General features: G+C 49.8%; 16 protein-coding genes and 1 pseudogene. 6 read left to right on the top strand and 11 right to left on the bottom strand.

Features of this window, described 5'->3' with window-relative positions; genetic code table 11:
* Positions 1-87: 87 nt before the first annotated feature.
* From EYA81_RS08440 to EYA81_RS08420, 5 genes are all read left to right on the top strand, one after another.
* Positions 88-3,261: a TonB-dependent receptor gene (locus EYA81_RS08440; protein WP_229078291.1), complete on the top strand. Its 3,174-nt coding sequence runs from the start codon at positions 88-90 to the stop codon at positions 3,259-3,261.
* A 24-nt stretch (positions 3,262-3,285) separates the two neighbouring features.
* Entirely contained in the window at positions 3,286-4,965 is a 1,680-nt protein-coding gene (locus EYA81_RS08435) for a RagB/SusD family nutrient uptake outer membrane protein (protein WP_008662437.1), read from the top strand.
* A 202-nt stretch (positions 4,966-5,167) separates the two neighbouring features.
* The gene (locus EYA81_RS08430; protein WP_131225627.1) at positions 5,168-6,412 is read left to right on the top strand and encodes an AGE family epimerase/isomerase; all 1,245 of its coding nucleotides are present in this window, start codon (positions 5,168-5,170) and stop codon (positions 6,410-6,412) included.
* A 5-nt stretch (positions 6,413-6,417) separates the two neighbouring features.
* Entirely contained in the window at positions 6,418-8,946 is a 2,529-nt protein-coding gene (locus tag EYA81_RS08425) for a glycoside hydrolase family 9 protein (protein WP_129643477.1), read from the top strand.
* The gene (locus tag EYA81_RS08420) at positions 8,936-10,825 is read left to right on the top strand and encodes a hypothetical protein (protein WP_181757399.1); all 1,890 of its coding nucleotides are present in this window, start codon (positions 8,936-8,938) and stop codon (positions 10,823-10,825) included. Before EYA81_RS08425 ends, EYA81_RS08420 begins: the two co-directional genes overlap by 11 nt.
* Before the next feature lie 82 nt (positions 10,826-10,907).
* On the opposite strand, the gene EYA81_RS08415 is transcribed toward EYA81_RS08420, so the two are convergent.
* From EYA81_RS08415 to epsC, 9 genes and pseudogenes are all read right to left on the bottom strand, one after another.
* Positions 10,908-11,717, bottom strand: a complete 810-nt coding sequence (locus tag EYA81_RS08415; protein ID WP_117964995.1) for a metal ABC transporter ATP-binding protein — start codon at positions 11,715-11,717, stop codon at positions 10,908-10,910.
* Between the two features lie 34 nt (positions 11,718-11,751).
* On the bottom strand, positions 11,752-12,654 hold the full coding sequence (locus EYA81_RS08410) for a metal ABC transporter solute-binding protein, Zn/Mn family (protein WP_117964994.1): 903 nt from the start codon (positions 12,652-12,654) through the stop codon (positions 11,752-11,754).
* 70 nt (positions 12,655-12,724) lie between these two features.
* Positions 12,725-13,410 (bottom strand): annotated as a pseudogene (gene mnmD / locus EYA81_RS08405) (tRNA (5-methylaminomethyl-2-thiouridine)(34)-methyltransferase MnmD).
* A 162-nt stretch (positions 13,411-13,572) separates the two neighbouring features.
* Entirely contained in the window at positions 13,573-14,052 is a 480-nt protein-coding gene (locus EYA81_RS08400) for a YqaA family protein (RefSeq protein ID WP_005830979.1), read from the bottom strand.
* Positions 14,037-15,032: a hypothetical protein gene (locus EYA81_RS08395; RefSeq protein ID WP_131225626.1), complete on the bottom strand. Its 996-nt coding sequence runs from the start codon at positions 15,030-15,032 to the stop codon at positions 14,037-14,039. The genes EYA81_RS08400 and EYA81_RS08395 overlap by 16 nt, the downstream gene beginning before the upstream one ends.
* The gene (purD, locus tag EYA81_RS08390) at positions 15,033-16,307 is read right to left on the bottom strand and encodes a phosphoribosylamine--glycine ligase (protein ID WP_131225625.1); all 1,275 of its coding nucleotides are present in this window, start codon (positions 16,305-16,307) and stop codon (positions 15,033-15,035) included.
* Between the two features lie 183 nt (positions 16,308-16,490).
* The gene (locus EYA81_RS08385; RefSeq protein WP_117601065.1) at positions 16,491-18,716 is read right to left on the bottom strand and encodes a DPP IV N-terminal domain-containing protein; all 2,226 of its coding nucleotides are present in this window, start codon (positions 18,714-18,716) and stop codon (positions 16,491-16,493) included.
* Positions 18,717-18,736: 20 nt separating this feature from the next.
* Entirely contained in the window at positions 18,737-20,236 is a 1,500-nt protein-coding gene (locus EYA81_RS08380; RefSeq protein WP_131225624.1) for a class I SAM-dependent RNA methyltransferase, read from the bottom strand.
* A gap of 188 nt (positions 20,237-20,424) precedes the next feature.
* Positions 20,425-21,324 (bottom strand): serine O-acetyltransferase EpsC, encoded by a 900-nt coding sequence (epsC, locus tag EYA81_RS08375; RefSeq protein ID WP_117601067.1) that lies wholly within the window; start codon positions 21,322-21,324, stop codon positions 20,425-20,427.
* A 220-nt stretch (positions 21,325-21,544) separates the two neighbouring features.
* Between epsC and cysK the strand changes: the two genes are divergently transcribed.
* Positions 21,545-22,492: a cysteine synthase A gene (cysK, locus tag EYA81_RS08370; protein WP_117601068.1), complete on the top strand. Its 948-nt coding sequence runs from the start codon at positions 21,545-21,547 to the stop codon at positions 22,490-22,492.
* Between the two features lie 63 nt (positions 22,493-22,555).
* Here the strand turns inward: cysK and EYA81_RS08365 are convergent, their stop codons facing one another.
* Together EYA81_RS08365 and rnr are read right to left on the bottom strand one after the other, a co-directional pair.
* A complete protein-coding gene (locus EYA81_RS08365) occupies positions 22,556-23,032 on the bottom strand; it encodes a pyridoxamine 5'-phosphate oxidase family protein (protein ID WP_117601069.1) in 477 nt (158 codons plus the stop codon).
* Positions 23,033-23,103: 71 nt separating this feature from the next.
* Complete coding sequence (gene rnr / locus EYA81_RS08360) at positions 23,104-25,248, bottom strand: ribonuclease R (protein WP_131225623.1); 2,145 nt, start codon at positions 25,246-25,248, stop codon at positions 23,104-23,106.
* Between the last annotated feature and the right edge of the window lie 3 nt (positions 25,249-25,251).

Genomic DNA, 25,251 nt, shown 5'->3' with positions numbered 1-25,251 from the left:
TCTATAGTGGCACAAAATTGTGTCGCATATCTTTTTCCCGATGTGCTTATGACCGGGGTATTTGTTAAACCTAAGTATTTAGTATTTATGAGAAATGTGATGAAGTATTTGGGTATCATGTCAGTATCGCTGGCATGTGCCGGACCTCTCTTTGCAACAAGCGTACAGCCGTTTGCAGGTGTCACTGTCGTACAGCAGAGTGTAGTTACTGTGAAGGGCCAAGTGGTGGATGAGAAAGGCGAGCCCATCATCGGTGCCAATGTCATTGTGGAAGGTACGACAAACGGTATGATTACCGATTTGGACGGTAACTTCTCCTTGCAGTGTCCCGTAGGTTCTACGCTGAAGACCAGTTACATCGGTTATCTGGCGCGAACGGTCAAAGTAACCGGGAATATGAATGCTCTGAAAATTATTTTAAAGGAGGATACCGAAACCTTGGATGAGGTAGTTGTTGTGGGCTACGGTACGATGAAGAAATCCGACCTCACCGGTTCTGTGGCTTCCGTGAATGCGGAGGAAATGATGAAGCGGAATCCGGTGAACTTGGGACAAGGTTTGCAGGGAGCTGCGGCAGGTGTATCTGTCATCCGTTCTTCCGGTGACCCGGAAGGAGGTTTCTCCATCCGTATCCGCGGTGTGGCAACCGTGAATGGCTCTGCCGACCCACTCTATGTAGTGGACGGTGTGCAGGTGGGAACTTCCATCGATTTCTTGAATCCTAATGATGTAGAGTCCATCGAAATTCTGAAAGATGCTTCGGCTACAGCAATCTATGGTACCCGCGGTGCCAATGGTGTCATTATGATTACTACCAAGAGCGGCGGTAAGGGTAAGGCAAAGGTGAACTTCTCGGCCAACTATGCCCTTCAGTTCAATTCGAATAAGATTGATGTGGCTGACGCGGACTTGTTTGCAAGCGCTGTACGTTCCGCCGTCAAGAATGACGGTATTGCCATGACCAATCTGGCGTATGGCGAGGATTACATAGGCAGACTGAACAGCATTGACTGGCAGGACGAAATGTCACGCACGGCATTACAGCAGAACTATAATCTTTCTGCTTCGGGAGGCAGCGAAAATACCCAGGCCAACTTATCTCTGGGTTACTTGAACAATCAAGGTATCGTGATTGAATCGAATTTTAAACGCTTGACGGCACGCGCTAATATCACCCACAAAGTGAAAGACTTCCTGCATGTAGGCTTGAACTTGAACTATGCGCATTCGGAAAAGATGGGAGGAGGCAACTTGAGAAACTATGCACAAGCCATTCCAACCATGGATTATGTAGAGGACGGTGTTTTCTATTCCATGCCTATTGTGTTGCCCGACGGTACTTGGGGACATTACAAGAAAGAAGGTAATGGGGATGTGAACAAGGGAGCTGACAATCTGGTTGCTGCTGCCAAGACTGCCGACAGCATCAATAAATGGGACCGTCTGCTCGCCAGTGCTTTCCTGCAGCTCGATTTGTACAAAGGATTGACTTTCAAGACCATTGCCAGCTATAATTATTATACCAGAGGTTATAATGGCTATACGGCTTACAATGACAGAACTTTTGGAACTCAAGACCGTAAGGACTCGTTCTCGCTGAATCAGAGCCAGTCTACCTCACTTGGTCTGGAAGCGTTCTTGAACTATGACTGGTCCAATGAGCACCACCGCGTAAGTGCAATGGCCGGTTTCTCTACCAGTGATACGAACGGTGCCTGGCTGAATTCCAGTGCCAACGATTTCCCGGCAGATAACATCCGCCAAATTTCATTGACCAATGATCCTTCTTCCAAGCAAACGGATGGCGGGCTGGACCTGAAGACAAGATTCCTTTCTTACTTCGGCCGTCTGACTTATACTTTGAACGACCGCTATATTGTGACTGCAACGGTACGCCGCGACGGTTCTTCGAACTTTGGTGCAGGCAATCGTTACGGTACATTCCCTTCCGCTTCTGTAGCTTGGCGTCTTTCCGAGGAAAAGTTCATTAAGGATTTGGAACTGTTCAGTAACTTGAAGTTGCGTGCCGGATGGGGACAGACTGGTAATGCGGGCAATGGTACCAACTTGTCCATTGCACAGTTGTCTTCGGCAAATGCAATGTACTGGTTCTTTAATGGTTCGAGTGTGATTAACGGTGCCGGTATCGCCCAGCAGAAAGAAATTGATACCAACTTGAAATGGGAAACCAATGAGCAGACAAATATCGGTATTGACTTTGCCTTTATGAACAATGAGCTTTCTTTCTCTGCCGATTACTTTATCCGTGACGCAAAGGATCTGCTTCTGTATCGCCAGATTCGTCCTTCTACCGGTTTCTCCAATGTCTATACTAACGCGGGACATATCCGTAACTCAGGTTTCGAGTTTACTGCTGCGTGGAACAAGAGCTTCAGCGATTGGAATATCGGCATAAGACTGAATGGGTCTACTCTGAAGAACGAGGCTATTGAAGTCGGCGATCCGATATTCAGCAAGTCAGGTTCAGCACAAGATGGCGACAACTGGGACAACCACTCCATTACACAGAACGGCTATCCTGTAGGTTCCTACTATGGCTGGAAGGTAGAAGGCATTTTTAGAACCCAGGCCGAAATTGATGAAATGAATAGGCTGGCGGTTGAAAAGGGAGTTGAAAGTGGTGTATATCAGGACAAGACTACTCAGCCCGGCGACTATAAGTTTGTTGATTTGAATGGTGACGGGCAGATTACCGATGCCGACCGTACTGTTATAGGCAATGGATATCCCAAGTTCACTTACGGAATGAACCTTACCGCTTCCTGGAAAAACTTTGATTTCTCGATGAACTTGTACGGTGTAGCCGGTATGGATATCCTTTCTTATTCTTCGGCCCGCTTGACCTCTGTCTATGCACCCGACGGCGGTTATCAGAATGTACTGAAGGAATATATCAATAATGCATGGTCATCTTCGAATACCGGTGCCAAATATCCGCGTATCACCAAGACAGACTATAATAAGAACATGCGTGTGTCCGACGCCTACATCCAGAAGGGGGATTATCTGAAGATTTCAAATATTCAGATAGGATATACATTCCCGAAGAATGTGCTGAAACCGGTGAAAATGGAAAATGCACGCGTATTTGCCAGTGTCGACAATGTATGTACCATTTCTTCGTACAATAAGTTCGGCGATCCGGAAGTCGGTGACTCCAATGTATTGTATTCGGGATTTGACGGAGGACGTTATCCGTTCCCGATGTCGGTTACTTTCGGTCTGAGTGTACAGTTCTAATACTAACGGATAAAAAATATGATTATGAAAAACTTATATAAACTGTTGATCGGTGTGCTGGCCTTAAGCACCGTAACGTCTTGTGACGATTATTTGGAAGTGGATCATTACGATATTCTTCCGGCGGATTTCATGTTTAAGACGGAGGAGAATGTCCTTTCCGGATTGAACGGACTTTATGATACCTTTTATACGGACCAGCACGGTTCCGGTGATGACGAGACATGGGGATTCAAGCCTCAGGTATTTGCTGCCAACCATTCTACGATGGACTGTCAGGCTTCCGGTTGGGATGCGGAATGGCAGCGTCATGCCTGGAAACCCGATAAGGGTTCCCTGGAGACTGCATGGCGGATGAGTTATCGTGCAGTGGACCGTGCAAACCGTTTCCTGGCTGGCCTGGAGACAGCGGATGCCTCTATATTTGCGGACAGCAATTCCAAGACCGTTTATGAAGCGCAAGCACGTGCCATCCGCGGTTATAACTACCTTTACCTGACGAAACTTTTCGGAAGGGTACCGATGTTGCTTACCGGTGAAACCTATACTACTTCGGTAGGAAAGGCACGCCCGGAATCCGTGGATGAGACTTATGCGGCTATCGAGGAAGATTTGTCTTTTGGACGCGACCATCTGGATTGGTTACCCATGAATGGTGAATACGGACGTATAACCAAGGGGTTCTGCAAAGCTTATTTGGCCGAGCTGTATATGTTGAAGAAAGACTTTACGAAAGCCAAGACGGAACTGAAGGATATAGTGGACAGTGGAACCTATTCATTGGAGCCCTGCTTCGGTAACCTTCATGCCTGGGATACACATTGGACCAAAGAGTCCGTATTTGAGGTGATGTATCATGAACAAGGATATATGGGTTGGGGAGCCGATTCGTCTTCAGATGCCATGATGTGGTACGGATATATGTGCGCGGCACCCGAATGGGGAGGCTGGGGTTCTCTCTGTCTTTCTTGGGAGTTTGTACGTTCCTTTGAACCGGGTGACAAACGCCGCCAGTACTCTGCTGTTGCCAAAGGGGATACGCATCCCATTACCGGGCAGACTGTAGGGGTGACAAGTGGTTTTGACGGTCTTTTCCAAGGCTCCGAAAATATGCCTACTGTTTATTCCTTGAAATACTGGAGATGCAAGCCAGGTGAGAACAACAAAGTATTCAATCCTATTTCATTGACTCTGAAGCGTTATGCAGGCATCATGCTCGACTATGCAGAATGTTGTTTCGAGACAGGTGACAACGCTACCGGATGGAACATGATACGTCAGATACGTAACCGTGCTTGGGGTAATTTGGAGATGGGAGCGACGATGATTGACCTACCCGCCGACATGTTGAATACCCAGACGGTGGAAGTGCCGGATGCAGAGACCTATTATACAAGCTATAAAGCAGCCAAAGGCTATACTTCTCCGGTATGGAAGGTGGCGCTGATTATAGAGCGTCGCCATGAATTCAATGCCGAGTTCTCGCTTTACCATGATTTGTGCCGTATGGGTATGTGCAAAGAATGGTTTGCCGCCGAATATCCGAAGACAGCAGCCAACTCTTCACAAGAGGCTTGTCTGCAGACTGGTGACTCATTCCGTTTCTTTGAGCACGAGGCTTATCAGGAAATCTTCCCGATTCCGACGAATGAGATTCTGACCAACCCGCTCATCAATCAGGCTGACCAGAATCCGGGATATTGATAAATTATAAATAAACACTTAATAATAAAATATTTGTGAGTGAAATGTCAGGCACCAGTAGTTGTTGTGATAGACGTCAGCGTCTGTCGTGATGAAAGCCGGTGTCTGACATGACAAACACCAGTACTTGAGACGACGAACACCAGTCTCTGATAAACGGGGAATTATACAAGGAAAAGTTTGATGGTTTTAGAGAATAATTATGGAAAGGAAGATGTTTTATTGGATAGCACTGCTGGTTGCATATTGTCTGGCAGGTTGCCGGTCGCATTTAGGGGAGACAGATATGCAGACACGCATGCGTACAGAGATTGTCACGAATGTCAGAGACAGCGTGTTGCCGTTTTGGATGGATTATGCAGTGGCTCCCGACGGCGGTTTTTATGGAACTGTATTGCGGAATGGTACTCCGGTAGTGGATGCTCCGAGAGGAGGGGTTCTGAATGCCCGGATTCTGTGGAGTTTTTCTGCCGCATACCGTACGTTTAAGGATGAGGCTTATCTGAAGCTTGCGGATAAATCGCAACGCTACTTCATTGATACATTTATAGACAAGGAACATGGTGGGGTATATTGGCTGGTCAATCCTGACGGTGAGGTGCTGAATGCTTCCAAATATACGTATGCCATGACCTACGCCATCTATGGGCTGGCTGAACACTATCTGGCAACAGGTAACAGCGAGAGTCTGGATATGGCTGTCGGTTTATATCATACCTTGGAGGAGAAAGGCCGTGAATCGCAATATGACGGTTATGTGGAATCTTTTACTGAAGATTGGAAACAACTGGATAATTATGATAACAATGCACCCAAGACTATGAATGCGCATTTGCACGTGCTGGAGGCTTATACCCTTTTATATCAATGCTGGAAAGACGACGGACTGAGGAAACGACTCAAGTTCTGCACCGGGTTGTTTATGGACCGTATTTATGACTCTTCAAGGAGGCATTTTAATTTGTTCTTTGATAATGCATGGAACAGTCTGGTTGAGATGGACTCTTATGGGCATGATGTGGAGGCGGGATGGCTGCTTTGTGAGGCTGCCCGTGTGTTAGAAGACCGGCAACTGATGGATAGGGCGAATCGGCTTGCGCTGGATGTGACGGATGCTTGCTTGGCGGAAGGACTGAGTGACAAAGGGTATATGATGTATGAAAAGAAGGGCGGAAGAACAACCGGGCATGCCTCATGGTGGGGCCAGATTGAAACGATGATAGCTTGTGTCAATGCCTGGCAAATCAGCGGGAATGACGTTTATCTGCAATCGGCCGATACGGTTTGGACTTTCGTAAAGGACTGTATGATAGACCGGGAATACGGTGAATGGTACAGTGATTGTTTTGATGGAGAACCCAAGAAGGATACTCCCAAAGTGAGTATGTGGCGTTGCCCGTATCATACGGTACGCTTGGGAGTGGAAATACATAATCGTTTAAAATAGTATTTATGAAGAAATTTATAGCAGGTGCAGCATCACTGATGCTTTGTATGGGGCTGCACGCCCAGGATTTCAGAATCAATCCATCGGGATATTTTGAGAATGGCGGGGCCAATGTGATGGTGTTCAGTGACGTCTACCCTGAAGGACACCAGGGAGGACTGACCCTTGTTTTGAATGGAGACCGCAGGGCTGCCAATGGAGATGTGCGCTTTGAAATCTCGCAAGGGCAGTGGCAGGGATTGCCCAAGATGAGAAGCCGGGTGGTGGATGAGGCTGACAATGAAATCCGTGTCACATTGAGTTATCCGGATTCGGCCAAACATATGGCAGGCTTTAATCCGATGCTTTATCCGGATTTTGTTTTTGGCTATACCATTAAGGTCAAAGGCGAGAAGGATTATCTGGTATTGACCGTTGATTTGGACCAACCGGTGCCCGAGCGGTTTGCCGGCAAGTTGGGCTTTAATCTGGAATTGGTACCTTCCACTTTGCTGGGCAAGCCGTGGATTATGGACAACCGGACGGGAGTCTTTCCCCACCAGGCGATGGGGCCCACCATGAAACAGTCTTCCAACATGGAGCATATCGGAGATTTCAACCCTGGCGGGAAAGCTGATTTGGACCAGTTGCTGTTGGATAGAAAGACTTATAACCCGATGATTGCCGATGATATCGTCTCTGCTCCTTTTGCCGAGGGGAAAAAGTTTGTACTCAATCCTCAGGATGATTTGGCAAAGATTACGATTGAAAGTGAGAAAGGAGACTTGCTGCTGTATGATGGAAGGATAAATCATAACAACGGTTGGTTTGTGCTCCGTTCGGAGTTCCCGGCAGGGACAAAGGAAGGTGCGGTGAAATGGATAATCCGTCCGACAGTCACTAAAGACTGGCGTTATGCACCGGTGGTGCAAGCCTCTCAAGTAGGTTACCATCCTGGACAGAAGAAAGTAGCTGTCATAGAGTTGGACAAACGGGATACAGACTTCAAGCAACCTGCCCTTTATCGCATTGTTGCCGATGGCAGGAAACTGGTAAAGCAGCAGGCTGCCAAGGATTGGGGAGATTTCCAACGTTACCACTATCTGCAGTTCGACTTCACGGAAGTGACGGAAGAAGGGCTCTATCAGGTGATGTACGGCGATGCTGCTTCTCCGGTGTTCCGCATTGCCAAAGATGTGTGGGACAAGGGTATCTGGCAGGCAGAGGTGGAATACTTCTTGCCGGTACAGATGTGCCACATGCGTGTGAACGAAAAATACCGTGTATGGCATGACTTCTGTCATCATGACGATGCACGTATGGCCAAAACCGATATCAACCATATAGACGGATATACTCAGGGAACCTCTACTCTTTGTAAGTACCAGCCGGGTGATTTGGTTCCAGGGCTGAATGTGGGTGGATGGCACGATGCGGGGGACTATGACTTGCGTGTGGAATCCCAGGCAGGCGAGGCCTATATACTTGCCATGGCTTGTGAGAACTTTGGTGCCTATTGGGACGAGACTTCCATAGATTTTGAAAAGAAGATAGTCGAGATTCACCAGCCGGATGGAAAGAATGACTTGTTGCAGCAGGTGGAAAACGGTGCTTTGACGATAGTGGCGGGTTGGAAGGCTCTGGGGCGTCTCTACAGAGGGATTCTGTGTCCTACCGTACGCCAGTATGCACACCTGGGTGATGCGTCGGCCCATACAGACCATGTCAGTGGGACTGCAGACGACCGCTGGGTGTTTACGGAGGACAACCCTGGTAGGGAACTTCAAGTGGCTGCCTGGCTGGCAGGTATTTCACGTGTCTTGAAGGGACATAACGATGCATTGGGAGCGGATTGTCTGGAGATAGCCCGTGAATTGTTCAGGATTACCCGCTGCGACAACAACCGGGTGCTGACAGCCAAGATACATGCTGCCGTAGAACTTTATCTGGCGACAAAGGAAGTGGAGTACCGTGATTTCGTTTTGCAGCAGCAGGATTTCATCTGCAAGAATATCCGTCAGACGGGTTGGTTCATCGGACGTTTCGACAAGGCTGTGGGAAATGCACGTTTCAGCAAGGCTGTTCGCAAAGCACTGCCGGAGTTGCAGGCTATGTATCAGGAGTATAGCAGTAAAACTCCGTATGGAGTGCCGCATGACAGAGGTAACCGTTCTTCCGGTTCATGGGAACCCCAGCATCTGGGCTACAATTACTGTTACCTGCATGCTGCCTATCCTGACTTGTTTGCACCGGACTATATTTTCAATGCTGTCCAATACCTGCTCGGTATGCATCCGGGACGTAATCAGGCAGCGTTTGTAACGGGAGTCGGTGCCGAAACGATGAAAGCTGCCTATGGTGTCAACCGTGCCGACTGGTCTTATATTCCGGGTGGAGTGTCTCCGGGTACAAATCTGATTCGTCCTGACTTGCCCGAATTACTTCATTTCCCGTTCTTATGGCAGGAGGGTGAGTACTGTTTGGGCGGACATGCTACGTGGTTTATGTATATGGTATTGGCATCTCAGAAAATATTGAATGGTAATGAACAGTAAAATAAAGGTAGATAAGTTTGTAATTGTAGCTTTTCTGCTCTGCATGGTCTGCACTATGGTCATGCAGGCAAAAGCTTATGACAATTTTAAGGTATCGGTCTATGTACGTGCCTACGAGGTAGACAAGATGAAGGACATCCATTGGCTGGATTCGACTTGGAATGTGATTTCACAACAGTTGGAAGTGGACAAGATTTATCTGGAAACACATCGTGATTTACTGATTGTGGATGACGCCACCCTGGAGCAAGCTAAGAAATTTTTCCATGACCGGGGAATAGAGACTGCCGGAGGAATTACCTACACCATCAACGAGGCAAACAGTTTCGAGACGTTCTGCTATTCCAATCCCGAGCATCGTGAGATGGTGCGAAAGATTGCAGAACATACGGCAAAGCACTTTGACGAGTTTATTCTGGATGACTTTTTCTTCACCAGTTGCAAGTCGGACATAGAGATAAAAGCCAAAGGTGCGCAGAGCTGGACGGAATACCGTTTGAAGCTGATGACTGAAGCCGGGCGCGACCTTGTGCTGAAACCTGCCAAGAAGGTGAATCCTCGTGTAAAGGTAATCATCAAGTATCCCAACTGGTACGACCATTTCCAAGGTTTGGGCTTTAATCTGGAGGAAGGTCCCCAACTCTTTGACGGTGTCTGGACGGGTACCGAAACAAGGGACCCTGCCGGCAACCAGCATCTGCAGAATTATCTAAGCTATAATATTATCCGCTATTTCGATAATCTGCGTCCGGGCTACAACGGTGGAGGATGGGTGGACTCCGGTGGACTGAATCTAGGCATGGACCGCTATGCTGAGCAGCTGCATCTGACCATGCTTGCCAAGGCTCCCGAAATCATTCTCTTTGCCTATAACCAGCTTCTGGGCGTGAAGTTGTCTCCCAGGTTCCGTACCCCTTGGCAGGGCATGGGCACCAGCTTTAATTATGATGAGATGACTGCCCCTATCCGGCAGAAGGACGGAACTTCCATAGAGCCTACCACCATGGCACGCATTGCGGATGTTGTATTGAAACAGACTGATAAACTGATAGGTAAGTTGGGTAACCCCATTGGCATCAAGTCCTACAAGCCTTTTCATGTGGCGGGTGATGATTTCTTGCAGAATTATCTGGGCATGATAGGTTTGCCGATGGATATACGTCCCGTTTTTCCGAAAGACCAACAAGTGGTGCTGCTGACTGCCCAGGCGGCTCAAGCTCCGGAGCTCATGACCGACATTAGGAAGCAATTGCAAAGCGGACGGGATGTGGTGATTACAAGCGGCTTGCTGAAAGCCATTCCTGAAAAAATTGCCGAAATAGTAGAGTTGCGTTGTACCGATTTGAAAGCTCTTGTCAATGATTTTGGCCGATACGGACAAGCCGGACGCGATTTATTGATACCGCAGGTTCAGTATTATACGAATGATGCTTGGGAAGTAGTCAGTGCGGGCCGTCCGTTGACGGGAGGAGTATCGGGGTATCCTATTTTGTTGAGAGCTCCCTATGCCGCCGGCAATCTATATGTATTGACCATTCCCGATGATATGGGAAATTTATATGATTTCCCGGCAAAAGCCTTGAATGAGATTCGCCGCATTATGAGTAAGGATATGGATGTCTATCTGGAGGCTCCCTCCAAAGTCGGATTGTTTGTGTATGACAATAAAACACTGGTGGTGGAGAACTTCAATGATGAACCGGTGGAAGTGCGTATTGTTACCGATGATGAGGTGACGAGGTTGGAAAATCTGGAGAATGGGGATATTCTGGCTCCCCTTCCTGCCGAACCCGTACAGAGCAGGCGTCCGGTGACACCAAAGAACTCTTTCCGTTTGTCATTACTGCCCCATTCGTATAAGGCTTTCCAATATAAATGACGGGTAAGAAGATTGTCGGATAGTTATTCGGAAGGGTAACGGGAGGTCGGTTCTACAATGGGCCGGCCTCCTTTGCTTCCAGTCATCCGTGAGAATGCTTGTGTTCTTTCAATATCCTGTGCGGCAGTGTCCCGTGCCCCAGCAACTCTATCGGGCAGTTGAAGTTGCGTTCCAGCCATTCTTCCGTAACGCCGGTATCGGGATGGTAGTCCAGGGTTTCGTTGACGCAGGCAATGGACTTGACTTGCTGCAACACCGTGCCGATGTCGTGGCTGACGAGAATAATGGCGCAATCCTTGTTTATCTCTGCCAGCAGTTCGTAGAGGCGGGCTTCGAAACGCTTGTCGATGTATGTGCTGGGTTCGTCGAGAATCACCACCTGCGGGTCGGAGATGATGGCACGGCCCAGGAGGGCACGTTGCAACTGTCCGCCGCTCAAAGCGCCGATGGCACGCTGCTCCATGCCTTCCAGCCCCATGCGGGCTATCACGGCAGAGGCTTTCTCGCGGTGCCGGGCGGTGAAGCGTGAAGCCAGCGGCTTCTTGCTGCTGAGTCCTGAAAGGATGACCTCCTCTACGGTGATGGGAAATTTCCGGTCGATGCTGCTGTACTGGGGCAAGTAACCCATAGATAATTGACAATTGACAGTTGATGATTGACAATTGGCAATTTCGGAGGGGGATGGGGGGCAGGAGTGATATAGAATTTCCCCGGCGGTGGGTTTCAGCAGTCCCAGTATACATTTGATAAGGGTAGTCTTTCCACCACCGTTGGGACCGATGATGCCCAGAAAATCACGTTCGTAGATAATCAGGTTTATATCATGCAGTACGGTCCGGTTATCGTATCCGGCGCTGAGGTTCTTTATCTCTATAATGGGGGATGCAGGCATAGCTTCTTCTTCGTTAAATGGACAGAATCATCGTTTACTCTTTTACAAGCGCTCTGGCGGTATTCATCATCTCCTCCTCCCAGTCGTATGAGAGGGGATTGATAGCCACCACCCGGGTTCCGGTCTGCTGGGCGATAAGGTCGGCATTGCGGCGGTCGAATTCCGGCTGTACAAAGATGATGCGTACCTTCTCCTTCTTGCAGGAGTTTATCAGGTTCTTCAGATGGGTGGGAGAGGGTTCCTTTCCACCGGCTTCGATAGGAATCTGGTGCAGGTTGTAGTCGCGGGCAAAGTAGGAAAGTGCCGGATGATAAATCATGAAGGCACGGTCGGCATTCGGACTGGAAAGCATCTGGCAGATGAGGCTGTCCGTATGCTCTATCCGCCGGATGAGTGCGTTGTAACGTTCCATGTAGGCGTTTTCATTGGCTTTGTCTATGGTGCAGAGTGCATTCAGAATGTTCCCGGCAATGATTTGGGCGTTGATGGTGGAGTTCCAGATGTGGGGTTCCACACCACCGGCGTGCGTATGGCCTTCGTGTACATGTCCGTCTTTATGGTGATGCGCATGGGTCTCGTCCAGAATAAGTTCCACATTCTCGGACATGTCGAAGAATTGCAGGTGGGGAGCATTGTCCGTCAGTTTTTCCGTCCATGTCTGTTCGAAACCGATGTAGCCGATGCGGAAATAGGCCTTACTTTGCGCGAGGTCGACGAGCTGCTGGGGCGTGGGGTCGTAGGTTTCCGGACTTGAACCTTTGGGCACCATGCTGACGACGGTGAATTCATCGCCGGCAATGGCTTCGGTGAAATACCGCAGCGGCTCGATGGTGACGGTAATCACGGGTTTATCGTCATTCTTCTTGTTCTGTTGGCCTCCTTGCTTGCACGAGAAGAGCAAGGTGGCTATGAGGAGTAAAAAACAAAACTTTTTCATTTACAATTTACTATTTACAATTTACAATTTGGCTGCGCTGTGGCAGGGGGCATCAACTATTCATTATCAACTATTCCTTATCCATTATCACTTCCTCTTTCCTTCCCCTCAGTATCTCCCGTTTCCCTCCGGGGGACCTGGGAGACGCTCTACCTTGAATCCTATGGCTTGCAGCATGCGACGTACTACTCCTTTGGCGCAGTAGGTGGTCAGCACGCCATCAGTGCTCATGGCGGCATGGATATTCCGGAAGACTTTTTCCTCCCACATTCCCGGTTGCTTTTCGGGTGCAAAGGCATCGAAGTAGACAACATCGAACGGAGATTTATTAATCATTAACAAACTGTCAATGCTTATTGTTTCGACATCTGCCTGCACTTTTCTCAGTGTGAAATAAGGAGTTATGGCAACTTCTTCTTCCCACGCAGCCCGATGCAGTTCCTCGAACAGAGGATTGTCGCTATATTTTAGCGCATCCACCTCCGGCCATGCAAGCGGATAGAGTTCAATACCGATATAGTGCACAGGTCTCTTTTCCTTTTCGGCAGTTTCCAGTGTAAGCAGGGCATTCAGTCCGGTGCCGAAACCGATTTCAAGGATATGCGGGCGGGCAGTAGCGGATGCTTTCAGTCCCATGTCGATGAAGATGTGCTGTGACTCTGTACGTGCCCCCTTTACCGAATGATAATGTTCATTCAGTTCCGGTACAAACAGTGTCGCACTTCCGTCTTCCGTCTTCTCTATGATTCGTTGCATCACTTCTGCTTTTGTTGAATGTTTTTATTTAGTTTAATTCTCTGTGATTCATCGTGTTGTTGCGCCTATATATCCAGCGTGCTGCATCTATACATCCAGCACGTTGCATCTATACATCCAACGCGTTGTATCTATACATCTATTGCTCAAACTCACTACATGTCAATAATTCATCATCGAAATGGCTCCTTGCAGTGCCCACAGCATAGCTATGTAGCGCACCAGTTTCCCTGCAAACATGGACGTGGTGGTCAGCATCAGATTACTGCGCATGAAGCCCAGTGCAATGGCTATGGCCTCTCCCACAAAAGGCAGAAAGGCGAAGAAAGCCATCAGTGCCCCTTTCCCTTGGAGGAAATGCTGCATCCGTTCTATCTTTTCCCTTTTTACCTTGAAATATTTCTCAATCCAGTCTATACGTCCCAGACGTCCCATGTAGTAGCACGTCATGCCTCCCAGCGTATTTCCCAAGGTGGCGGAGAGTACGCACAGTGCCGGGCTCAGACCGACCTTGACCAGTGCTACCATCACTATCTCGGAACTGAACGGAATGATGCTTCCTGCCAATAGGGCAGAGATGAACAGACCGACATATCCCCAGTCAATCAGCAGCTGTACGAGTGTATCTACAAAAGCGTCCATATATTGAATCCTAATAGAATGAATAATCCGATAAATGCACAAATGAAGAATATATTGGAACTGCGGCTATTTGTCAGTACAAACAAGTGTCCCGCCAGGATGCTGACACCGATGAGCAGGAAGGACATCAAGTGGACACTCAATGCCGGTTGCAGTCCGATATAGACAAAGATGCAGAAATTCAGCAGGATGAGGAAGTGTAGATAGCTCCGGGTGCGTATCTTGTCTTCATAGCCGGCAATGAGACAGTGTGCCGCGCTGACGATGAACAGAACAAGGAGATACCCAAGGGTGGCGAGTTTCCACGGCTGATAGTCGAACCGGATGGGAGCGAAGGTCACCAGCTCGCGGAAGGGCTGGCAGAAGAGTTCCATTTGCCCGTAGTAGAGGGCGTGTCCCAGCAACAGCCAGTAGGGTACGCTCCATCCTACCAAGGAAGCAAAGAAACTTTTGGGTTGGAGAGACTGGAAGTTGTAGGCGCCTATCCAGAAGATAGGGACAAACAGCATGAGCTGCGGAAAAAGCAGGCTGCCCAGTCCGATGAAGACAAAGGCGTGGAAGAGACTGCCCGTGGGCCGTGCCTGCTGGTAGCTCCTGAAGAGGAAAAACAGTGCCACCAGGAAGGAGGCGGATGCCAAGTCTCCCGCATACAGCATGTGCAGGCTGGGGCAGACGGATATCAGCAGGAAGTAGACAGAAGTCTGTACCGATGCCCGCATCCGGATGATGGCGAACGTATTGTTGAGCTGTATCAGGAAATACCCGATGACGGCATACAGAATAAAGCTGAAGAGACGGTTTGCCCAGGTGGGGATGCAGAAGTCGCAGAATGTTTCCCAAAGGGAATATCCGCTTTGCTGTGTCTCCGTCTCGGGCAACAGAACGGCAGTCAGTATCCAGCAGGATACTGAAATCAAGATAGCGGCGGGTAGTGTGAACCGCCCTGCCGTTATCCGGTTCTGGAATCTCTTCGTTCTCATTTATAAATCAAATCCTATATCTCTTCTGAAATATTTCTTCTCGAAGTCTATCATGTCGGCCACGCGGTAGCTTTTCTGCAAGGCTTCTTCCTTCGTTTCACCATAGGAGCAGACGGCGATGACACGGCCACCGGCGGTTACGGTCTGTCCGTCCTTGGTGGCTGTTCCGGCATGGAAGAGGATGCTGTCTGTTTCGGCAGCCTTCTCGAATCCGGTCATCACCTTGCCCTTTTCGTAGGCTTCCGGATATCCTCCGCTCACCAGCATGACGCAAGCGGCTGTGCGTGGGTCGAATTCCAGTGTACGCTGGTCGAGGTCGCCCTGGGCAACGCCTTCGAGTAGGTCTACCAGGTCGCTCTTGATGCGCAGCATCACACTTTCGGTTTCGGGGTCGCCCATGCGGACGTTGTATTCAATGACCATCGGTTCGCCCTTCACGTTGATAAGTCCCAGGAAGATGAAGCCTTGATAGCCGATTTCTTCTTCCAGCAGACCGTTTACGGTAGGTTCGATGATGCGGGTGCGTACTTTTTCCATAAATGTTTCGTCGGCAAAAGGTACGGGAGTAACACTGCCCATACCGCCGGTGTTGAGGCCTTTGTCGCCTTCGCCGATACGCTTGTAATCTTTGGCTACGGGCAATACCTTATAGTGGCGGCCGTCTGTCATCACGAATACGGAACACTCGATGCCGCTGAGGAACTCTTCAATGACTACCGTGGCGCTGGCATCGCCGAACATGCCGCCCAGCATTTCCTTCAGCTCTTTCTGAGCTTCTTCCAGTGTGGGGAGAATCAGCACGCCCTTGCCTGCACACAGTCCGTCGGCCTTCAGTACGTAAGGCGCTTCGAGGGTTGCGAGGAAATCGAGTCCTTCTTGTAAGTTGTCGGCGGTGATGCTCTTGTAGCGGGCAGTGGGGATGTTGTGGCGCATCATGAAGCCTTTGGCAAATTCCTTGCTACCTTCCAGTGTGGCACCTTTGGCGGTGGGGCCGATGATGTCGATATGGCAAGTGGCAGGGTCTTCCTTGAAACTGTCGAAGATGCCTTGTACCAGCGGGTCTTCGGGGCCCACAACAATCATGTCGATTTCTTTCTCAAGGGCAAAAGCCTTGAGTGCGGGAAAGTCTGTCGCCTTCAAGTTCACATTCTCGCCTGCTTCGCTTGTACCTGCATTGCCGGGAGCAATATATAGTTTCTCTACTTTCGGGCTTTGGGCAATCTTCCATGCCAGAGCGTGTTCGCGGCCACCGGAGCCTAATAATAATATTTTCATGGGTTCATTTACAATTTACAATGTACAATTTGTCTGTGCTGTGGGGCATCAGGTAAGTTGTACAGATTGTTATACTTAATGATTTATTCTCTCTTTTATTCTCTTCTTTCTTCTACCATCTACTCCCTATTTGCACGCCCGCACTGCATAGCAAATTGTACATTGTATATGGTACATTGTACATTAAAGATATTCTTCAAAATATCTTGTTATCTTCTCGTGCAGATGCACACGGTCGCGTCCCAGGACGTTGTGCTTGTGCGTGGGATAGATAAACAAATCGGGATAGGTACGGGCATCCACGCACGCCTTCATGAATGAAAGGGTGTGCTGCGGCACGCAGGTGTCGTCGTGGTCGTCGTGTATGATGAGCAGATGTCCTTTCAAGTTACCGGCAAGGTTTTTCAGATTTGTCTGCTTGTAGCCTTCCGGGTTCGCTTGCGGAGTGTCCATATAGCGCTCACCGTACATTATCTCGTAGTATCCCCAGTCGATAACCGGTCCGCCGGCAACGCCTACCTTGAAAATTTCGGGATAGCGCAGCATCAGCGCCGTAGTCATGTGTCCTCCGAAGCTCCAGCCGTGCACGCCGATACGCTCTTCGTCCACATAAGGCTGGCTTTTCAGGAATTCTACGCCCTTCACCTGGTCTTTGCCCTCTTCGATGCCCAGCTGGCGGAAGGTGGCGTTTTCAAACTCCAGTCCACGATTGCTGCTGCCACGGTTGTCGAGGCTGAATAGGATATAGCCTTTGTTTGCCATGTAGATGTCCCAGCCGCGGGCATCGTTCATCCAGCCGTTCGTTATCATCTGGGCGTGCGGGCCGCCGTATACGTAGACGATGGCGGGATACTTCTTTGCCGGGTCGAAGTCGGCAGGCTTTATCAGGCGGTAGTACAAGTCTGTCTTGCCGTCTGCGGCTTTGATGGTGCCTACTTCTATGCTGGGCATTTCAAAGCCTTCGTAGGGGTTCTTGGCTGTCAGCAGTGTGTGTTCCCGTTGTTTCTTCGGGTTGGTGGACATCAGTTTTATGATACGGGGGCAAGTGGGCGAAGAGGCATTGTCGATGAGGTAAGTTCCCATGAAGCCGGAGATTTGTGCCGAGTGCACGCCGGTTGGGTCTCCTATCAGGCTGCGTTTGCCATTCTTCAGGTTGACAGCGTAAAGGTTGCTCTGCAAAGGAGAGATTTCCGTACTCTTGATAATGAGCTCTTTCGTGTTCCGGTTAAAACCTACGATGTCTTGTACAAGCCAGGGGCCGGAGGTGAGTTGCTTCAGCAGTTCCCCTTCCGTATTGTATAGGTACAGATGGTTGAAGCCGTCACGCTGGCTTTGATAGATGAACTTGTGGCTGTCCCATGGCAGGAATAGAATGGGAGATTGCGGCTCCACATATTTGGGATGTCTCTCTTCGATGAGCACTTGTTGCAGCTTTCCGCTTTCAGCATCGTATCGGCACAGTTTGGAGTGGTTTTGGTCTCGGTTTAGCTCTATCAGATAGAGGCTTTTGCCATCCGGTGCCCAGGTGATGTTGGTGAAGTAGCGGTCTTTTGGGTCGCCCATGTCCAGGTAGATGGTCTTTTGAGTAGCCGGATTGTAGATGCCTACCTTTACCTGATGGCTGAGCATGCCGGCCATAGGGTAGCGTATTTTATCCACCAGCGCTATTCTTGCCGTGATGTCAACCAATGGATAGGGGGTGACCATGCTTTCGTTCATTCGATAGAAAGCCAGCAGGTCTCCAGCAGGATTCCAGAAAGTGCCTTTTGAAATGCCGAATTCATTGCGGTGCACACTTTGTCCGCAGACGATACCTTCCGGTTCGTTGGTGACTTTCAGGGTTTGCCCGTCACTGGTCATCACATAGAGATTATTGCCGATAGTATAAGCCAAATGGCGGCTTACCTCGTTCCAATCCTCATTTGCGGCTTGGGCGGGGCAAGGCTGGCTCCAGATGACTTTTTTCTTCTTCCAGTCGACGAGGGCACGGTACTTGCCGGTGTTCAGCAGCAGGAGTGGGTCTATTTGGACTTGAATACCCTGATTGACGCCTCGGGGTACGTTGACAGCCTTTGCAGCATGAAAGTGACGCAGTTTTCCAAGTCCTTTTTCTTCCAGCAGCGCGTTGGCTTCTTCCAATGTGATGGCAGTGAATTTCTCTCCGGGCTTGGCACCTAATCCTTTGACAGCCCATGTACCTTCTATATTGTCGATGCCAAGTTCCAGACAAGCGGCATCGCCCCACCACTGGTACCACTTGTTTTCGGCAGTATGGTAGGTTTCACCTCCGGGAATAAGGTCTTCCAGGGTCGGCTTTTTCAGTTCTTGTGCCATGACGTTTGTTGTAAACAGAGCAGGCACTGCCATTAGCAGTGCAAGAATGCTCTTACTTATTTTCTTTGCATTCATTCTCCTTGTCATTGTTCGTGTTATTCTTCTTCCTTCTTTCCCGCCTCTCTTCTTTTTCTTTCCGGGTAAGACTCACCCGACTTTGTTCTGCGTTCTCCACCGAATTCGCGTCTTTCCCTCGGTCTGAATTCCCGTTTTTCCCCGTCTTTGAACTCTCTTCTTTCACGCGGACGGAATTCTCGCTTTTCGCCGTCCTTGAATTCTCTTGTTCTGCGTTCACCGTTGAATTCGCGTCTTTCGCCACTGAATTCACATCTCTCTCCACTGAATCGGGGACGGAATTCGCGTCTTTCTCCGGGTTTGAACTCTTTCCTTTCTCCTGAAGCCGGACGAAATTCTTTGCGCTCCTTGCTCAACTCCTCGCCTTCGGCACGGAATTCCTTGTACTTTCCGTCGAAGATTTCGTACTGGCGGAATTCACATTCCAGTGCACCGTTGAATAAAGGTATCTTGGAGGTGGCTTTTAGCCCGATTTGGTCGAAGCACTCTTCGCGGTAAGATAGAACCCATGCAGTGTTGCCCGTAAAGGCGTGTTTCAGACGCTCGCCAATCATGGAGTAAAGTCCCAGCAGGTCGTTGGTAGAGATACGCTCCCCGTAGGGTGGGTTGGTGATGATGATGGATTTCTCCGCAGGTTGCTCGAATTGCTGGAAGGGTTGCAGCTTCAATACTACATCCTTGCTTACGCCGGCAGCCTTTATATTGTGTGTGGCAATTTCGTTTGCCTTCGGGCTGTTGTCGTAACCGTAAATCTTATGTGTGAATTCGCGTTCCTGACTGTCGTCATTGTATATCGTGTCGAACAGCTCTTGGTCAAAATCCACCCACTTCTCGAAAGCGAACTCCTTGCGGAATACGCCCGGAGCGATGTTGCGTGCAATCAGCGCCGCTTCGATGGGAATGGTTCCCGAACCACACATCGGGTCTATCATGTCGCATTCGCCACGCCAGCCAGTCATCAATATCATGCCGGCGGCCAGCACCTCGTTCAGCGGGGCCTCTACTGCTTCCTGGCGATAACCGCGGCGGTGCAGCGATTCGCCGCTGGAGTCGAGAGACAGCGTACATTTGGTTTCGGCAATGTGTATGTTCAGCAGCACGTCCGGTTTGTTGACACGCACGCCGGGACGTTCGCCGGTCTTCTCGCGGAAATAGTCTACGATGGCATCCTTCACCTTGTAGGAAACGAACTTGGAATGACGGAACTCTTCACTGAATACAACCGCGTCCACGGCAAAGGTCTTGTCCGTATCCAGATAGTCTTCCCATCGGATGGCTTTAATCTGTTCGTAAACCTCGTCGGCATCCTTGGCTGTGAAGTGTTTGATGGGTTTCAGTATCCGGATGGCTGTACGCAGGCAGAAGTTGGCTTTGTACATCATTTCCTTATCACCACTGAAAGATACCATGCGGCGGCCTATTTCTATTTCGTTGGCGCCCAGTGCAGTCAGCTCTTGTGCCAGTACCTCTTCCAGTCCTTGGAAGGTTTTGGCAATCATTTCAAAAGATTGTTCGCTCATCTATTTATTTACTATTTTACTGTTTTTATTCTATTGTTTATCAGTAATTTGCCTCCCGTTTGTTAGGCACTGGCGTCTGTTGGCTCAGACACCGGTGTTTGTTGTGTTGGACACTTGTGTCTGACGTGACAGACACAAGTGCCTGACAAATGCAGCAATATTGCCTTTTAAACGAGGTTTGAGGCTTCTCATTTCTTCGCCTTTGTCTGTACAATTCTCGCTCCTGCCGGAACATCCTCCGTCACCCAGATGTTGCCGCCCACAGTGGCTCCTTGTCCGATGGTGATACGTCCCAATATGGTGGCGTTGGAATAGACTATCACATTGTCTTCCAGAATGGGATGGCGGGGAATGCCCTTGATGGGCTTGCCGTCTTCGTCCAGCGGGAAGCTCTTGGCACCGAGGGTCACACCCTGGTACAGCTTTACGTTGTTGCCGATGATGCAGGTCTCGCCGATTACCACACCCGTACCATGGTCGATGGTAAAATAACCGCCTATTTCCGCTCCCGGATGGATATCGATTCCTGTTTCACTATGCGCCATCTCGGTGATGATGCGGGGAATGAGGGGGACACCCAACTTGAGCAGTTCGTGTGCAATGCGGTAGTTGCTGATGGCTCGGATGGCCGGATAACAGCTGATGACTTCGCCGAACGACTGTGCGGCGGGGTCACCATTGTAGGCAGCCTCCACATCTGTGGCAAGCACCCGTCTCATGGCCGGCAGGTTGCTGATGAATTTGGCAGCCAATAAAGCGGCTTCTTCCCGTTGGAGCTCGGTACAACAATTGCATTCGCCATCGCCTGCAAAGCAGAGTCCGGCAAGGATTTGTTCGGTCAGCAGGTCGAACAAGCGCTCCACGTTGACACCGATATGGTAAGTCACCGTGCGGCTGTTGACCGTGGAATTTCCGAAATATCCGGGGAAGATGATGGCCCGCGCCAGTTCGATGATGTCGCGCAGCGCTTTTGCCGAAGGCAGCGGATTGCCGTCCGTATGCTGGTGAAACAATCCCTTGTATGATTCGCTTTCCGATAGCTCATCGACTGCTTGTGTCAAAATGTGGGTAAAGTTGAGTGGACTCATTATGATATCCTTAAGTTTAAAAGTGGAGGCAAAGATAGGAAATACTCGTCAAATATCCTACATATCCCTCATTTATAGTACATATTTACCATATTTGTGGTATTTCCCACGAACCGATTTTGCGCTACTTTTGTCTTGTAAGAAATAACGTACCTCATTCCACTCCGGATTGTTAGTCTTTTCCCTTAGGGGGAATGAGGGTTTTTAAAACAGTTGGATTATGAAGAAGATAGCAGAACGCCTTACCGACCTGGTAGGCAACACTCCCTTGTTGGAGTTGAATAATTATAACAAGAATAAAAGTTTGAAAGCCCGTGTTATCGCCAAATTGGAATATTTTAACCCTGCCGGTAGCGTGAAGGACCGCGTGGCGCTTGCCATGATAGAAGATGCCGAGGCAAAAGGGCTGTTGAAGCCCGGTGCTACCCTCATCGAACCTACCAGTGGCAATACGGGCATAGGGCTGGCTTTTGTAGCCGCCGCCAAAGGTTACAAGCTGATACTGACAATGCCCGACACAATGAGTCTGGAGCGCCGCAACCTCTTGAAAGCTCTCGGTGCGGAACTGGTGCTGACTCCGGGTGTTGACGGTATGAAAGGCGCCATAGCCCGTGCCGAGGAACTGAAGGCCGCCAACCCCGGTTCGTTGATTTTGCAGCAATTCGATAATCCTGCCAATCCGGCAATGCACGAGCGTACTACGGGACAGGAAATCTGGCGTGATACGGACGGTCGGGTGGATATTTTTGTGGCAGGTGTAGGTACGGGAGGCACGGTGAGCGGAGTGGGCGCAGCCTTGAAAGCCAATAACCCGAAGGTAAGGATTGTGGCTGTGGAGCCCGAAGATTCTCCCGTACTTTCCGGCGGAAAGCCCGGTCCCCATAAAATACAAGGTATCGGTGCGGGATTTGTGCCGAAGAACTATAACAGTGCCGTGATAGACGAAGTGCTGCAGGTATCCAATGATGATGCCATCCGTACGGGTCGCGAACTGGCGAAGTATGAGGGATTGCTGGTCGGCATCTCTTCGGGGGCTGCCGTTGCTGCGGTTGCCCGCCTGGCAAGGTTGCCCGAAAATGAGGGCAAGACGATTGTCGCGCTGCTGCCCGATACGGGAGAACGGTATCTTTCGACGCTGTTGTATGCGTTTGAGGAATACCCATTGTAAGAGCAAACATTTCTGCCGGTTATCCGCTCCATCAATGTGGAGCAGGTAGCTGGCAGATGGTATTTATAGTTCGCTTGGTCTTAACCCGAACGACCGGCAGCTCATTTTCTCTACTTTCACTTCCCATATCTTGACATTGCGTACGGCAGGTTCGGCATATTTGCATTCATTCTCCGTGTATTGCTTCATCAGCATGTCGAGTACGCGTCGCTTCTCTTCCATGTCTTCCACGAAGTGTACTTTTCCATGGCAGATGACACTGCGCGACTTCATGCTATAGCTGCATGCCACTTGCCGGTGCATATAGACCAGTTCGTGTCCTTCGCAGAAGGTGATGCAAACTTGCGGGTGCTTTGTTATCATCTCCACTTTACTACCTTCCGGGCCGGAATGCAAGTATATCACTCCGTCTTGATAGGCAAAGTTCATGGGAACCGCATATGGGTTTCCTTCAAGGTCTGTGATGCCCACTATGCAATATGGACATTTGCGGATAATTTCCTCAATCTGTGTAGGGTCCGTAATAGTAATCGTCTTCATCGTGCAGGTCTCATCCCCGGTCTCTCTCTGAAAGAAAGGGATCGGGGATGATTTTAAATTATAGGGTTATTCTATACCAGTGCAAAATCCAGTTGTTTCTTCTCCAGATTGGCGCGTGCCACTTTGACGGTGATGGCGTCTCCCAAGCTGTATATCCGGTTTTTACGGCGCCCGCGTAGGCAGTAGTTCTTTTCGTCGAATTCGTAATAGTCATCGTCGAGGTCACGGATGGGAATCATGCCTTCGCATTTGTTTTCGTTCAGCTCCACGTAGAGGCCCCATTCCGTTACACCGGAGATGACACCGTCGAAGGTCTGTCCCAGGCGTTCGGTCATGAACTCTACTTGCTTGTACTTGATGGAGGCGCGTTCCGCGTTGGAGGCTATCTGCTCCATGTTACTGCTGTGCTCGCAGAGGGCTTCGTATTTCTGTTCGGACACGGTGCGGCCTCCCTGGTCCAAGTACTTGGTGAGCAGACGGTGCACCATCATATCCGGATAGCGGCGGATGGGCGAGGTGAAATGGGTGTAGTAATCGAAAGCCAGACCATAGTGCCCCACGTTATGTACGGAGTAGCGTGCCTTCTGCATGGCGCGGATGGAGACGGTTTCAATCAAGTTCTCCTCCTTCTTGCCCTGGATGTCATCCAGCAGGTGGTTGATGGATTTGGAAATGTCGGTCTTTGTGCCACTGGTGCGCAGCTTGTAGCCGAAACGGGCGATGAACTGTGCCAGGTTGTCCAGCTTTTCCGGGTCGGGGAGGTCATGGATACGGTAAGGCAGCACTTTGGCTTTCTTGCCTTTGGGCACACGGCCTATCTTTTCGGCTACGGTACGGTTGGCAAGCAGCATGAACTCCTCTATCAGCTTGTTGGCATCTTTCGACTCCTTGAAGTAGACGCTGACGGGTTTGCCCTTCTCGTCAATTTCGAACTTCACTTCGTAGCGGTCGAAGTTGATGGCTCCTGCCTTAAAGCGGTTCTCACGCAATATTTTGGCAAGCTTATCCAGTTGGAGCACTTCTTCCTGGAAGTCTCCTTTGCCGGTTTCTATAATCTCCTGGGCTTCTTCGTAGGTGAAGCGGCGGTCGCTCTTGATGACGGTATGTACCACGCGTGAGTTCTTCACTTCGCCTTTTTCCGTCATTTCAAAGATGACAGAGTAGGCAAGCTTCTCTTCGTCGGGGCGGAGTGAACAGATGAAATTACACAACCGTTCGGGGAGCATCGGGATGGTGCGGTCTACGAGGTAGACGGATGTGGCACGCTTCTCGGCTTCCTTGTCTATGATGCCGCCCTCTTTCACGTAATGGGTCACGTCGGCGATATGTACGCCCACTTCCCAAAGTCCCTCTTTCAGTTTGCGGATGGAGAGGGCGTCGTCGAAGTCCTTGGCATCTTTGGGGTCGATGGTGAAGGTGGTTACGCCCCGGAAGTCCTCGCGTCGGGCTATTTCCTCGGCGGAGATTTCGGCGGGTATCTTGTCAGCGGCTTTCTCTACGGCGGCTGGATAGACATAAGGCAGCCCGAATTCCGCGAGGATGGCATGCATCTCGGTGGTGTTGTCTCCGGCGTGTCCCAGGATGTCGATTACCTGACCGATGGGGTTTTTGGCTTTGTCGGGCCATTCCACCACCTTTACGATGGCTTTGTCGCCCGTTTTGCCGCCTTTCAGTTTCTCTTTGGGGATGAAGATGTCGTTGGCAAGCGTACGGTTTTCCGTTACAAGGAAAGCGTATGACTTGGCAACTTCCAGGGTACCCACGAAGGTGTCGTTGGCACGTTCCAGTATCTCGATGACTTCTCCTTCGGCTTCGCGTCCGCGGCGCTTGGCATAGAAGGCGATACGCACTTTATCATTGTTCATGGCATGTGCCGAGTTGCGTTCGGCTATGAATATCGGTTCACCTCCATCTTCGGGGATGAAGGAGTTCTTGCCATTGCTTTTGCGCTGGAAGGTTCCGGTCATTTCCACACCGTGGTTGTTCAGCTTGTACTTGTGTTTGTCCACTTCTGTGATATAGTCGTCCATTGACAGTTCGGACAAGATATCCATACACAGCATCTTCAGCGGATGTGTGGTGAGGTGAAGTTGTTCAAAGATGTATTTCAAGGATAATACTTCGTCTTGCTTTGTGTGGAAGAATTCAAGCAACACTTTGACGAGTTCTTTCTTCTTCATGCGTTTGCCGGCTTTCTTTTCTTTCTTTTTGGCCATAAT

The sequence above is a fragment of the Bacteroides sp. A1C1 genome (assembly GCF_004328515.1).
Lineage (GTDB): Bacteria > Bacteroidota > Bacteroidia > Bacteroidales > Bacteroidaceae > Bacteroides > Bacteroides uniformis.
This window is presented reverse-complemented; position numbering and strand designations above follow the sequence as displayed.